Origin of the sequence: Nocardia sp. NPDC051832, from assembly GCF_040681285.1 — a bacterium.
Classification (GTDB): domain Bacteria; phylum Actinomycetota; class Actinomycetes; order Mycobacteriales; family Mycobacteriaceae; genus Nocardia.
Genome location: NZ_JBFAYL010000003.1, coordinates 968,863 through 982,263, shown reverse-complemented (window position 1 = coordinate 982,263; position 13,401 = coordinate 968,863). Strand labels below are relative to the sequence as shown.

Annotated in this window: 9 protein-coding genes and 1 pseudogene; 9 read left to right on the top strand and 1 reads right to left on the bottom strand. The window is 69.1% G+C overall.

Going from position 1 to position 13,401, the window contains the following annotated elements; all coding sequences use genetic code 11:
- Positions 1 to 178 precede the first annotated feature (178 nt).
- From AB0M14_RS22195 to AB0M14_RS22185, 3 genes and pseudogenes are all read left to right on the top strand, one after another.
- Positions 179 to 1,690, top strand: a complete 1,512-nt coding sequence (locus AB0M14_RS22195) for an ABC transporter substrate-binding protein (RefSeq protein WP_364997811.1) — start codon at positions 179 to 181, stop codon at positions 1,688 to 1,690.
- Positions 1,687 to 2,679 carry an ABC transporter permease gene (locus AB0M14_RS22190; protein WP_364997809.1) on the top strand — a complete coding sequence of 331 codons (993 nt, stop codon included), beginning with the start codon at positions 1,687 to 1,689 and terminating at the stop codon, positions 2,677 to 2,679. The genes AB0M14_RS22195 and AB0M14_RS22190 overlap by 4 nt, the downstream gene beginning before the upstream one ends.
- Positions 2,676 to 4,220: pseudogene (locus AB0M14_RS22185) on the top strand (ATP-binding cassette domain-containing protein); the annotation flags it as partial. The gene AB0M14_RS22190 and the pseudogene AB0M14_RS22185, both read left to right, overlap by 4 nt.
- A gap of 168 nt (positions 4,221 to 4,388) precedes the next feature.
- On the opposite strand, the gene AB0M14_RS22180 reads toward AB0M14_RS22185, so the two are convergent.
- Positions 4,389 to 4,802 carry a DUF3224 domain-containing protein gene (locus tag AB0M14_RS22180; protein WP_364999009.1) on the bottom strand — a complete coding sequence of 138 codons (414 nt, stop codon included), beginning with the start codon at positions 4,800 to 4,802 and terminating at the stop codon, positions 4,389 to 4,391.
- A gap of 81 nt (positions 4,803 to 4,883) precedes the next feature.
- Between AB0M14_RS22180 and AB0M14_RS22175 the strand changes: the two genes are divergently transcribed.
- The 6 genes from AB0M14_RS22175 to AB0M14_RS22150 all read left to right on the top strand — a co-directional run bounded on the left by AB0M14_RS22175 (position 4,884) and on the right by AB0M14_RS22150 (position 13,345).
- Positions 4,884 to 5,567: a dipeptide/oligopeptide/nickel ABC transporter ATP-binding protein gene (locus AB0M14_RS22175; RefSeq protein WP_364999008.1), complete on the top strand. Its 684-nt coding sequence runs from the start codon at positions 4,884 to 4,886 to the stop codon at positions 5,565 to 5,567.
- Positions 5,568 to 5,760: 193 nt separating this feature from the next.
- Positions 5,761 to 6,903, top strand: a complete 1,143-nt coding sequence (locus tag AB0M14_RS22170) for a TauD/TfdA family dioxygenase (RefSeq protein WP_364997807.1) — start codon at positions 5,761 to 5,763, stop codon at positions 6,901 to 6,903.
- Entirely contained in the window at positions 6,875 to 7,885 is a 1,011-nt protein-coding gene (locus tag AB0M14_RS22165) for an ornithine cyclodeaminase family protein (RefSeq protein WP_364997805.1), read from the top strand. Before AB0M14_RS22170 ends, AB0M14_RS22165 begins: the two co-directional genes overlap by 29 nt.
- Positions 7,886 to 8,061: 176 nt before the next feature.
- Positions 8,062 to 10,818: a hypothetical protein gene (locus AB0M14_RS22160; protein WP_364997803.1), complete on the top strand. Its 2,757-nt coding sequence runs from the start codon at positions 8,062 to 8,064 to the stop codon at positions 10,816 to 10,818.
- 51 nt (positions 10,819 to 10,869) lie between these two features.
- Positions 10,870 to 11,895 carry a cysteine synthase family protein gene (locus tag AB0M14_RS22155; RefSeq protein WP_364997801.1) on the top strand — a complete coding sequence of 342 codons (1,026 nt, stop codon included), beginning with the start codon at positions 10,870 to 10,872 and terminating at the stop codon, positions 11,893 to 11,895.
- 49 nt (positions 11,896 to 11,944) lie between these two features.
- Entirely contained in the window at positions 11,945 to 13,345 is a 1,401-nt protein-coding gene (locus AB0M14_RS22150; protein WP_364997799.1) for an MATE family efflux transporter, read from the top strand.
- Positions 13,346 to 13,401 lie beyond the last annotated feature (56 nt).

The following is a 13,401-nucleotide window of genomic DNA, read 5'->3' as shown; positions in this document are numbered from 1 at the left end:
CGTCGCAGGTCCGCAAGCTGTGTTCGAAAGGGGTGCGGCACGCGCCTTTTGGCGGTGCGCGCGCCGAGCGGGCCTGGGCCGGACCGATATCCAGCGAGCCCCGACCCGAATTAGGCTAGCCTGACCTGGCCCCCGGCGCGTTCCGGTGGGCTCGCGGTACCCCGAGGGAGGCAGCACCATGGACTGGAACCGGCGACAGCTTCTGCGCGGCGGCGTAGGAGCCGGAGCACTGCTGCTGCTGGCCGCGTGCTCGGATGGCGGCACCGCGGGCGGGCCCGCCCGCGGCGGCACCTTGCGCGTCGGCGCGGTCGGCACCGCGGCGCGGATCGAGCGCGACCCGCACGCCAACCTCAGCAATGACAGCGACTTTCTCATCACCGCACTGGTTTACGACGCGCTGACCGTGCCGGGCGGCGATCCCACCGTGGCCCCGCGGCTGGCGACCAAGTGGGAATCGGATACCGAGCGCAAGCGCTGGACCTTCACCCTCGCCGAGGGCGCGACCTTCCATGACGGATCGCCGGTCACCTCCGAGGATGTGGTGTGGTCGCTGCGCCGCCTGCGTTCGGTCGGCGGGGCCTCGAAAATGCCGGTCGCCGAGGCCGACATCAACGCCGACGGCCCGAATCGCGTCGTGCTCGCGGTCCCGGAGCCCAATACCCAGCTGCCGCTGCTGGTTCGGTTGATGACCTTCGTCGTCAAAGCCGGCACCACCGACTTCACGCAGGCGATCGGCACCGGTCCGTTCCGGCTGGAGTCCTATCAGGGCGGCAACGCGCGGCTGGTGCGCAACGAGCGCTGGTACGGGCCGGCGCCGCTGCTGGATGCCATCGAGGTGACCATGTTCGAAAGCGCTACGGCGCTGGGGAACGCGGTGCTCGGCGGGCAGATCGACCTGGCCTCCAATGTGGGCGCGATCGCCGGACGCACCGCCGAGGGGCGCGGTGATCTGCAAGTGGTGCGGCGCGCGAACGACACCATGCTCGGCGTGGCCATGCGCACCGCGGACGGGCCGTTCGCCGATGCCAAGGTGCGCACCGCCGTCCGGCTCGGCGTCGACCGGAAAGCCCTGGTGAACCAGGTGCATTCGGGCTACGGCACCGTCGCGAACGACATTCTCGGCACCGCCGACCCGCAGTACGACACCAGCATTCCCCAGCGCGCCCGCGAGGTCGAGCGCGCGAAAACCCTGCTGCGCGAGGCGAACTTCGACACCGGCAAGAGCTATCCGCTGGTCACCAAGGCCGAAGCGCCCGGCGAGGTGGAGTCGGCCCGGGTGGTGGCCACCCAGCTCGCCGAGATCGGGGTGAAACTCGAGGTCGTCGTGCAGGAATCCAATGCCTTCTACGACCAGACCTGGCTGAACGCGCCGTTCTACACGGTGTCCTGGGGCACCAACGATTCCACGCTGTTCTACGCCGACAAACTGCTCGCGAGCCGGTCCAACCGCAACGAAACCGCCTTCAAGGACGCCGAATTCGACGCGGCTACCGCGCAAGCGCTCGCCGCCCGCGATGACGCGGAATTCAGCACTGCCTGCAAAACCTTGCAGCGCATCCAATACGACCGCGGCGGCTACCTGGTCTGGGGCATGGCCGACGGCATCGATATCGCCTCCGCCAAGGTGCGCGACCTTCCGGCCCTCGGCGGCTTCGCCCGCGTCCAGCTGGAACGGGCCTGGCTGGAGTGAAACCCTTCGCGCGACTGCTGTTCCGGCGCCTCGGTCTCCTGATCGCCCTGCTGGCAACGGTTTTCGTCGCCGTGGACCTGCTGCCGGGCAGTACCGGCCGCGCGGTCCTCGGCCGCGAGGCGTCAGCCGAGCAGGTCGCGCGCAAGGAGCACGAACTCGGGCTGGACCGGCCGCTGGCGGTGCGCTTCCTCGATTGGATATCGGGGGTGCTCACCGGCGACTTCGGCCGCACCGCGCGGGGCCGATCGATCAATGAGCTACTGGCGGACAAGTTCCCGCCGACACTGCTGCTCGGTGGACTGGCGTTGGTAGTGACAGTCGTGGTCTCGCTGTTGATCGGCGCGTGGTGGGCCGCCGCCGCACCGCCACTCAGCCTGCGCAGAGCCGGGTCGGCAGAACTGACATCCCGGCAGGGGTCTCCTATCGCCACGGCTTGGTACCGGACGTTGCAGCCCGCGACCACGGTGGCGGCGGCGATTCCCGAGTTCGTGCTGGCGACACTGTTGATCATGGTGTTCGCCTTGGCGACCGGGTGGTTGCCTGCCGTCACGATCACCGACCGACAGGGGTTCCCGGTCAGCGCTGACATGCTGGTGCTGCCGGTGCTCGCACTCGCGATTCCGCAGATCGGCTGGAACACGCGGGTGGTGCGGGCCGCGCTGGCCGAGGCCGCGCAGGCGCCGCATGTGGAAAGCGCGATGTTGGACGGGCTTTCCACGCGCGTCGTGCTCGTCCGGCATGTCCTCCCGTTTGCCGCACCCACTGTCGTGGCCAGCTTCGCGACGACTGTCGGCATGGTGCTCGGTGGGTCGCTGGTGGTCGAAACGATCTTCAACTACCCGGGACTCGGCGCCGTGCTGGCCGGTTCCGTCGCCGATCGGGATACCTCGGTCGTCGCCGCTGTCGTCGCGCTGTCCGGCGTGGTGATCATGCTGATGTTCGCGGTTGCCGACGGCATCCGCGCTTGGTCGCTGCGGGGGCGCGGATGAGGCTGTCGCAGTGGCGAACACACGTGTCGCGCTCATGGCCGCCGCGGCTGTCGCGGCGGGCAGGTGTGTCAACACCCCTGGCGATCCTGCCCGCACTGCTCGTTGTCGCAGGCGCCGCGCTCGGTCCGACGCTGGCGCCGCGCCCGGCGGAGGAAGCCGTCGGCATCCCGTTCGACCGGCCGAGCGCCGAGGCCTGGCTCGGGACCGATCGTCTCGGCCGCGATGTGTTCAGCCAATTGCTCTATGGCGGTTGGGGTCTGCTGATCGTGGCCGCGGTGATCGCGATCCTCGTGACGGGAGTGGCCTGCGTACTCGGCGCCGTCGCGGCGCTCCGCCCCCGAGTCGGCGCGGTCATCGAGAGCGCCACCGACTTCGCGATGCTGATGCCCGCCGTGCTCGGCATCCTGCTGGTGCTGACGTCCTGGCCGGACGCGGGCACCTACGGACTGGTCGTGGTCGCGCTCCTGTTCGGAACACCCTACTGCGCAAGGGTTTTCGCTGCCGCCGCGGCTGGCATCGCGGCCAGCGGATACGTCGAGAGCGCCGAAGCGAGTGGTGAGCGACTGCCACACTTGGTCTTCCGCGAAGTCATCCCCAACCTGCGCCAAGTGCTCACCGCCCAGCTCGGCCTGCGCTTCGTCGTCGGCGTCTACATGGTCAGCACCGCCTCGTTCCTGCAACTACCCACCAGCCTGGGCGCTGCGAACTGGGCGGTCATGGTCCGCGAGAACACCTCGGGCCTCCTGCTCAACCCCTGGTCCGTCCTCGCCCCCAGCCTCGCCATCGCGATCGTCGCCGTCAGCGTGAATCTCGCGGTCGACGGATTCGGCCGCACCGAACCACGTTTCGCCCCCAGCGCCGCGTCTCCCGACACGACAGCGCTGACCTCGCGATTCACCTCAACACCCGCAGCAACAGCGCAGGCCGCTGGTGAGTTAGCGCCATCCACCAGGGCGTCCGAAAACGACGCGGTAGTGACGGGGCCCGGTGCCGGAAGGGTGACGAAGGGTGGCGTCGGTGCAGCGGCGGAGACTTCATCAGCTGGTGACGTCGTGGTCGTCGATGGGCTGGCGGTAGCGGGGGGCAATGGCCAGGAGCTGTTCGAGCGCATCACATTCCGGCTGGCGCCGGGGACTGTGACCGCGCTGACCGGCGCGTCGGGGTCCGGCAAGACGACGCTGATACGGGCGTTGCTCGGCCACGTTCCGACCGGTGCGACGCGATCGGCGGGCTCGGCAGTGGTGGCGGGTCAGGATGTGTTCGCCTTGGAGCCCGCTGCCCTGCAACGGTTCCGCCGCGACCACATCGCCTACGTCGGCCAGGATCCGGGCTCGGCGCTCAATCCGCTGATGCGCGTGCGCAAGCTGCTGGCCGAGGTCGCGTGCGACTCGTCCGAGGCGGCGTTGCTCGAGACCTTGGGACTGGTCGGTCTTTCCGCTGAGCATCTGCGCAAGTACCCCGGTGAGCTCTCGGGCGGGCAGCAGCGCCGCGTCGCGTTGGCGCGGGCGCTGGTGCGCCGCACCGGAGTTCTCGTACTCGACGAACCGCTGGCCGGACTGCACGGCACCCTGCGCACCGACATCGCCCGGCTCCTGCGCCGTATCGCATCCGAACGCGGTGTCGCGATCCTGCTGTCCGGCCACGACACCGCCACCATTCACGCCGTGGCCGACAACCTCATCGAGCTGGGCACACCCTGGCTCCCCGGACTACGCGCCGGGAAGTTCGTAGTCGAACCAGATATGGTGCCCGCCTTCGGCGTCGACGTTGAGCCCGCCGGTGCCGGTGATGCCGGCGAGCTCGCCGGTGCCGCTGTTGGGGACGATGAGGAAGAACTCGTCCGTGCGGTCCGTGCCGCCGGTGGTCGCCGAATGGACGAAATTGAAGGCGCCCGCCCGGCCGCCGAGGACGCCCTCGAAGGATTCCATCGCGACGTAGGTGCCCGCGCCGGAGGCCATATCGAAGGCGGAGGTGAACAGGGTGGCCGAGCGGCCGGTGAGCTCCCCGGCGAACTCCTTTTCCATGCTGACGACGCCGACGGGGAGGGCGGTGTCGATCGGCGGGTCGGGCACGACGTCGGTGGGAACGAAGGCGGTGACGGAGAAGGTACCGATGGCTTTCATGCGGCAGATGCTAACGGCGCGGACCGACAAGAGATCGTCCTACGCGCCAGCGGTATCGCCGCCGAGGCGGGCGGGAAGCCGGTGCTCTCGGCGATCGACCTGGAGTTGCCCGCCGGATCCGCGCTGGCGGTGGTCGGCGCGTCCGGCGCCGGGAAGACCACCCTCGCACGCGTGATCGCCGGGTTGCATCAGCGCGCGACCGGCACGCTGGAGCTCGGCGGCAGGCCGTTGCCGGTCGGCGCGGCCAGGCGAATCCGGCAGGACGAGAAGGGCATTCAGCTGGTCACCCAGAATCCTTTGTCGGCCCTGAACCCACGGCGCACCGTCGCACAGACCCTGGGCCGTCCGCTCCGCCGAATCGGCGGCGTCCCGAAACAGGCACTGCGGCAACAGATCACCGAGCTCCTCGGTGCGGTGGAACTCGCACCGGAACTGGCCGACCGCTACCCGCACCAGCTTTCGGGCGGCCAGCGCCAGCGCGTCGCCCTGGCCCGCGCCCTCGCCGCCGACCCCGCGGTGCTGGTCTGCGACGAGATCACTTCCGCGCTCGATCACTCGACCGCGGCGTCGATCATGAACCTGCTCGACCGAATTCGCGCCCGCCGAGGAACAGCCCTGCTGGTGATCACTCACGACATGCGACTCGTCGCGGGGCATTGCACCGACATGGCCGTCCTGGACCACGGTGCGGTCGTCGAATCCGGCTCGGCCACAGTGATTCTCGCCGCACCAGCACACCCCGCCACGCATGCCCTGCTGAGCTGACCCCGACCAGAGTTTTCGCTGGTCACGCGCCGCGCTGGACTGATTGCCCCGGTGCGCTCTACTCTCTCATGCGTCTTTGCTATTTTTCTAGACTCGCTTAGGTAAGCCTTGCTTAAGCCGACGCGAGGTACTAGCTTCGCAGTGCGATACGTCTTCACCCGCTTTTCGACTGATGCGAAGAAGGGACCTCCTGGTGAAAAGCGTTCTCTCCGAACGTAAGACGCTTCACCCGCAGGACATCGAACGACGCGAGCTCCCCCCGGAGGCCGGGCACGCGGTGCGTGCGCTCGCACGTGAGATCTGCACCACATTGGCGGCGCAACCCGGCGGAGTCGGCCGGGCGCTGACCAATCCGGCGCTCGCCGCGCACATCAACCGGCGGGCCGCCGAATTACCCGGCGCCGTGCGGGAAGCCATGCGCGCGCCGGCGACGACGGCCGGCGCCACCATCGTCAGCAGCCTGCCGCTGTCCGACGACGAGCTCGGGCCCACACCGCGCAGCTGGCGGGACGCGGTGCGCTGGAGCGAGCTCGACATCGTCATGCTGCTGCTGGCCCGTTGTGCGGGTGAGCCTTTCGGCTGGGAAGGCCAGCAGGAGGGGCGCCTGGTCAACAACATTCTGCCGACACCCGGCCACGAGGACGAGCAGTCCGGGGCGAGCAGCAAGACGCTGCTGTGCCCGCACAGCGAAGACGCGTTCCACCCGGCGCGGGCGAATCTGCTCATGCTCGGCTGCCTGCGCAACCCCGACCTGGTCGGCACCACGGTCTCCTCGGTGCGGCGGGTCGAGCTCAGCGCCGACGAGCGGCGGCTGCTCGAAACTCCGACGCTGCCGATCCTGCCGGATGTCTCCTACGGCGCCGGACACGAACGGCACACCGCGGCGCCACTGCCCACGGTCTGGTCCGAAACATCTGGCAGCGCAGCCGATCTCACGCTGCGCTACGACCCGGCCTACACCCCGCTCGACGACGCGGGCCCGGACTTCCGCCAGGCCTACGCCCGGCTCACCGCCGAGCTGGAACGCGTCTGCGTCACTGCCGCACTGCATCCCGGCGAGCTGCTGCTGGTGGACAACGATGTCGCCGTCCACGGCCGGGTGCCCTTCACCGCGCGTTACGACGGCACCGACCGCTGGCTCAAGCGGGTCAACATCCGCCTGCCCGAACGGCGGCGCCGCGCCGCCGAAGCCGACGAGAATGGGTACGGCCAGCGAATTGTCGCCCCGTTCGCTGGCGGTGGTCAGTCGACGGAGTCGGCGGGCACAGCACGAATGGATGCGGTGGCGGGAGCAGGTTGGGACCGAGATGATCGAGGAACCGTTGAACACTCGTGATCGTGCGACGCCGCTGCGCGTGCTGAGCCGGACCGATCTGGCCGAGGTCCCGATCAGCCCGGCCGAAGTGGTGCGGGCCGTGGAGGACGCGTATCTGGCCTTCGCCGAGGGACTTTCGGACAATCCACGCAAATTGAGCGTGGCGAATCCGGACGGCTGGTCGGTGGCCTACGCGATGCTCGGCCGGGACGGTCGCCGGCGTGTCGTGGCCATGAAGACCTCCTACAAATTCGACCCCGGCCACGACCGGAGCACCAAGCGGTACTACACCACCATCACGCTCTACGACGACACCACCGGTGCGCCGATCGCCATGATGGACTGCGCCCGTGTCGGCGCGCTGCGCACCCCCGCCGTGTCCGCGCTGCTGGTGCGCGAGACCATGCGCCGGGGCGCGGAGAGCGTGCTGCTGATCGGCACCGGAACGCAAGGCCGGAACGCGTTGCCGCACTTGCTCGCCGCCAATCCCGGACTGCGCAAGCTCATGCTCTACGGCACCCACCCGGAGGGCATCGACGCGGTCCATCGGCAGCTGGCCGAGCACCACCCGCACGCGCTGCTGGAAAGCGTCACCGACGCCCAGGCCGCGGCCGCGCAGGCCGACGTGGTGCTCGCGACCGCGGGCCCCGGCACCGAGGTCGCGCTCGAATCCGCCGACCTCGCGCCGGGTTCCACCGTGGTCCTGGTCGGCTACGGCCTGGCCCCGTCCACGCTGATCGACGCCGACCGGGTAGTCGCCACCAGCGCCGAGCAAATGCAGCTCACCGGCACCGACATGGCGGGCCCGGACGGCAGGCTCCGGACGGTGGACGCGGAACTGCCGCAAATATTGTCCCGCCGTGCCGTGGCGCGCCGCAGCGACGAAGAGAAGATCTTCGTCTACAACTCTGGACTCGTGCTCACCGATATCGCAGTCGCGCACGCCCTCGCCGAGCGCGCCATCGCCGAAGGACGCGGCACGGAGGTGCCCCTGTGGGATTAGACTCCACCGCCGAACTCACCGTAGGCCTGTTCGACACCGACGACCTGGCGCTGTTCGACATGGGGCCCGCCCCTACGCCCACCAAGGCCGCCCACGACCCGGGCCCGGCCACCCCGGACCCCCGCATCCCCGAACCACCGGACCCCCACGTCCCCAACCCGGAACCCGACCCTCGCGTGTCGACGGCCGAAGCCGAGCTGGAGACCACCGGCACGCCACCGGCCGACGCCGCACGCCCCGAGCCCAAGAAGCGCAAACCCCGCAAGCGCACCGCACCAGCCGAAACCGACCTTCCCGAAACGGTTTCGATGCCCACCGCAGCAGCTCTGGCCGAACCGGAGACCGCGGCGGCCGGCGACGAGTCGAGCAGCACGGCGCCGTCCGTGGATCCGCTGAACGAATTCTGCGCTGACGAGAGCGCGCCGAATCTCTCCGCCGGTGTGACAACTGACGAGGTGGACCAGGCAACAGCCCTGGGGGACACAGACGATGCCCCGGCCGCTGCGACCACTCTGAAGGACACTCAGTCGTCCGTCGACGTCGACTATGAAGTGGCTTCGAAGCCGCCTACCGACGAAATGGGCGACGCCCGCAGCAGCGATTCCACGCCCGATGATTTTGCGTTCGCGGCGACAGAGGAAATCGCCACGCAGGCAGCGATTCTCGAAGATGCCTCTGCCAGTGCGATCGACGATCCACTGAACTTCAGCTCGGACGATCTCGTTTCGGAGTTTCCTGCTGATGCGACCACGGGCGAAGGGAACGATGCATCCCCCCATGCCGCGGCCATGGACGAATTCGCGGCTGAGCCTACGGGCCCATCGGAGGACGCCGCCGCGTCGATAGCTGAGCCGGACGGTAGTGGTGCGGCCGATCATGCAATGGACGATCCCATCGCGGACGAAGGCTCGCTCGCGTCGTCGCCTGAAGCGATCAAAAGCGATGATGCCGGTGCCGGGACCGATGTCGACGCAGCTGCGAAGTCCGCTGCGGTTGAGCCATCATCGACTCCGGACGCGCCCTTCCTAGAAGACGCCACCACGAACGAGGCCGCCGTTGCACATGACGTGGACGGTGACCGAGACGAGGCTGCCGACGCAATATCGAACGAGCCGGGCGACCAGGATGCGGCCGACGAGGCGGTGGGCGTATCGGACATCGCGGATGACAGCTCATCCGCGATGTCCACAGCAGTGATCGCCGACGCTGAGCCCACGGCAGGGGCCGATCTCGAGCCTGCTGCGAATTCTGTTGCGGCCGAATCGTCGGCGGCGGCTGCCGCTCCGGTAAGCGATCGTTCGGGAGACGTTCGACGCACGGACAGGACGGCAGATGGCGGTTGGGCCGACGACTACGAGCGGGATACTTCTGCGTCGCCGGATGTAGAAGTGGCTGCGCGACGGGTTGTTTCGCCGATGCGTGCGTCGGCGGAGCCGCCTGCTGCGCGGGCCAGGTGGGATCGGCGCGTTCCGGCCGGTGTGGGCGAGACCGTGGCGGACGCGGGTATTCCGGTCGGTGCGCTGTCGGTCGCTGCTGACGCGGAGGCCGGTTCGGATGGCGCCGGTGCAGCCGAGACCGTTGCGACAGAGGTGGCGGCAGGCATTGCCGCGCTGCCGCTGCCGGCGCATCGGGATGTCTGGGAACAGCGGGTGCTCGATGATCAGCATCTGCTGGAGGACATCGCTTTCGCCGTGGGTGGACCGTTTCATGTGATGTATCCGCAGCGGATCGCGCGGAATATTCATGGTTTCCGCGAGGTGTTCGTGGACGCGGGGGTGGATGGAGCGATCTACTACGGCAAGAAGGCGAACAAGGCTGGTTGTGTCGCCCGGGTGTGTGCCGAGAACGGCACGGGTGTCGATGTTTCCAGTGCCGGGGAGCTGGGGGCGGCGCTGGCGCAGGGAGTGCGCGGCAGCGAGTTGATGGTGACGGGACCGGCCAAGTCGGATGACCTGTTGTGGCTGGCGGTGCGGCACGGGGCGTTGATCGCTCTGGACGCGCTCGACGAACTGGAGCGGCTGGGGCGGATCGCGTCGGCCGCGGCGCCGGCGCGGGTGCTGCTGCGGGTGCTGCCGTCGGGATCGGACAGCCGGTTCGGCTTGTCCGGCACGGAGATCGGTGCGGCGATGTCCGTGATCGGCGCCGCCGGGCCGGTGGGGCTGGAGCCGATCCAATTGGAGGGCTTCAGTTTTCATCTGACCGGGTATGACGCCGTGGCGCGCGCCGAGCACGCCGAGGAGCTCATCGAGCACTGCCTGGCCGCGCGGGAACTCGGCCATCCGGTCACCACCATCTCCATCGGTGGCGGTTTCGGCGTGGATTACGTTCCGGAGCAGGCGTGGAACGAGTTCTCCGACAGCGTGAACCGCGACTGGTTCCACGCCGGCAAGAACTTCGACTCGTTCTATCCGTATCACTTCCCGGCCCCCGGACCCGCCATGCTTTCCGCGATTCTGGAGCACAACGGTCTCGGAGAACGACTGCGCGACAACGATATCCGGCTGGCCATCGAACCGGGCCGGGCGCTGCTGGACGGCGCGGGCAGCACCGTGTTCCGCGTGCAGGGCGGCAAGCCCCGGCAGGCGGACGGGCAGCCGTATCAGCTGCTGACCGTGGACGGCTCCAGCCTGAGCCTGTCCGAGCAGTGGTTCGACAGCGAGTTCCTGCCGGATCCGGTGCTGTGGCCGCGGCGTTCGGGCGAGCCCACACCGGCCGCGGTCGGCGCCGCCACCTGCCTGGAATCCGACATGCTCAGCTGGCGGCGGATCCCGCTGCCGCGCCGCGCCGAGGTGGGCGATCTACTCGTCTACCCGAATACCGCCGGATACCAGATGGATTCGAACGAGTCCGCCTTTCACGACCTGCCGATTCCACCGAAGGTCGTGCTGCACGACGCCCCCGGGGACCGCTTCCGCTGGACGCTCGACTCCTGAGCGACCCCGCTTTCATCGCACCACCCGCAGACCCTTGATGAGGAGACACCCATGCCGCTCGTCACGCGCGTGACGGATCTGATCGGCCGCACCCCGCTGTTCGAACTGGCCAGAACCGGCGCCGGCACCCGGCTGCTGCTGAAACTGGAGCAGTTCAATCCGACGGGTGCGGCGAAGATCCGCATGGCCCGGGCCATGGTCGACGATGCCGAGCGGCGTGGGTTGCTGCCGGTTGGCGGGCATATCATCGAGTCGACATCCGGTAACACCGGGCTCGGCCTCGCGGTAGTTGCTGCCGAACGTGGGTATCGCTTTACTGCAGTGGTCGATCATCACGCCTGTAAGGACAAGTTGCGAGCGATGCGAGCGATGGGTGCGGAACTGGTCTTCGTCGCCGACGAGGACGACGACAACCTGGCCACCTCGGCCCGGGAAGACCTGGCCGAGGCGATGGCGGCCGGGCTGCCCGACGCGTATTTCACCGAACAGCACAACAACGACGCCAACGCCGTCGGCTACTACCCCGTGGCCGAGGAATTGCTGGCGGACGTGGAGCAGGTCGACATCCTGCTCTCGGCGGTGGGTACCGGAGGTTCGCTGTTCGGCACCGCCACGCGCTTGCGTCAGCTCGGCTGCACTCCGCATGTGATCGGCGTGGAACCGGTCGGCTCGATCGCGTTCGGCGGGCCGGGCGGGCCGTACTGGCAGTCGGGCACCGGCACGCCGCCGGGCGCGACCATCGGCACCGCCGTCGACTATTCGCTGCTCGACGAGGGCGTGAAGGTCTCGGACGTGGCGGCCTTCGCCACCGCGCGGGCCGTCGCCGCGAAACTGGGCCTGATGATCGGCGGGTCCGCGGGCGGTTCGGTGCATGCCGGGCTCACCCGCCTCGAGGAGTTCCCGGCCGGGTCGACCGTGGTCACCCTGGTCTGCGACGGCGGCGAGAAGTACCTCGACACCGTCTTCGACGACGACTGGATGAACGACCGCGACCTGCTCGACGCCGCCACCGAACGCGAGGTGCTGACGCTGCTGGACCGCTACGCTCCGGCCGACCAACTGGTGGACGCCCGATGAGAATCGGCCACCAGGCCCCGCCGGCCCCCGGAGCGGGGGGCGCGCGGTGATGCTGTCGCAGTACCGCGCCGACTCCAAGCGACTCACCGCGCTGGCCACGCCGATCGCGCTGACGCAGCTGGCGCAGATCGCGGTGTCGACCACCAACATCGCGTTGATGGGCACGCTCGGTGTGCGTCAGGTCGCGGCGGGCGGCTTGGCGCTGGTGCTGTTCAACCAGATCCGCACCATGTGCGTCGGGTTGATCACCGGCACCGGCAACCGGATCGCCGCGGAGGTCAGCACCGCGGGCAAGAACGGCCACACCGCCGACCGCGCGGTGCGCGACGTGGTGCGGTCCAGCTTCCTGATCGCCACCGTCGCGGGCATTCTCGGCGGCGCGCTCCTGATCGGTCTCGGCTGGTCGCTGCACTGGCTTGGGCAGGACGCCGGCGTGCTCGCCGAAGCGCGCCCGCTGATGGTGGCGCTCGCGCCGGGCCTGCTGCCGTGCCTGTGGTTCCAGGTGCTGCGGCAGTACACCGTCGGCATGCAGCGCCCGCAGGCGCTGCTGACGGTGACACTCGGGTCGGTCGCGCTGAATCTCGTGCTGGCGCTGGCACTGATCCACGGCTGGGCGGGGCTGCCCGCGCTCGGTCTCACCGGTGTCGGCGTCGCCACCTCGCTGGTCTACCTGATCACTTTCGGCCTCTTCTGGGCGATGGTGCGCTACGACGACGAACTCGGCCCGACGCTCGCCGTCCGCCCCTGGCCGGTGCACTGGCCGGCGGTCCGCGACGAACTGAAACTCGGCACCCCGATCGCGCTGACCTACGGCTCCGAGGCGGGCATGTTCTCGGTGCTCGCCTTGGTCATGGGCAGCATCGGCCCGGCGGCGCTGGCCGCGCACAATGTCGTGTACCAGATCATCTACATCGTCTTCCAGGTCGCGATCGGCCTGTCCCACGGCGCGTCGATCCTGGTCAGCACGGCCGTGGCGCGGGACGAATGCCTGCACGCGAAAGCCATCGCCTGGCTGGCGCTGCGGCACGCGGCGATCGTCGCGGCGGTGACCGGCGCGGCCTACGTCGTCATCCCGAACCTGGTGCTGCGCCCGTTCCTGGAGCCGGGCGACACCAGCACCCTCGACATCGCCCGCACCCTCCTGCTGATCGGCATCATCCTGCAGTTCTTCGACGCCGCCCAGAACATCGGCACCGGCCTGCTGCGCGGGCTCGGCGCGACCAACGCCGGATTCCGGCTCTCCCTGATCGGCTACTGGATGGTCGGCCTGCCGAGCGCGCTGCTGTTCGCCTTCCCGCTCGGCCTCGGCGCGGCGGGCGTCTGGTGGGGCCTCACCGCCGGCTTGGCCACCACCGCCGTCCTGATGCTCCGCCGCTACTTCGCGTTGCTCGCGGCGAAGGCACCGGTCGAGCCGGTCCTGATCCGCGAAACGCTGCCCAGCGCGAGCTGATCACGAATCCGCGCGCGGCGGGCGACTTCTCGCGTAGGTTCTAGAACAGGTTTCAG

Coding starts and splice junctions, on each gene's coding strand:
- AB0M14_RS22180 (WP_364999009.1), bottom strand. CDS start 4,802: ATGAAAGCCATCGGTACCTTCTCCGTCACCGCCTTCGTTCCCACCGAC.
- AB0M14_RS22195 (WP_364997811.1), top strand. CDS start 179: ATGGACTGGAACCGGCGACAGCTTCTGCGCGGCGGCGTAGGAGCCGGA.
- AB0M14_RS22155 (WP_364997801.1), top strand. CDS start 10,870: ATGCCGCTCGTCACGCGCGTGACGGATCTGATCGGCCGCACCCCGCTG.
- AB0M14_RS22150 (WP_364997799.1), top strand. CDS start 11,945: ATGCTGTCGCAGTACCGCGCCGACTCCAAGCGACTCACCGCGCTGGCC.
- AB0M14_RS22165 (WP_364997805.1), top strand. CDS start 6,875: ATGATCGAGGAACCGTTGAACACTCGTGATCGTGCGACGCCGCTGCGC.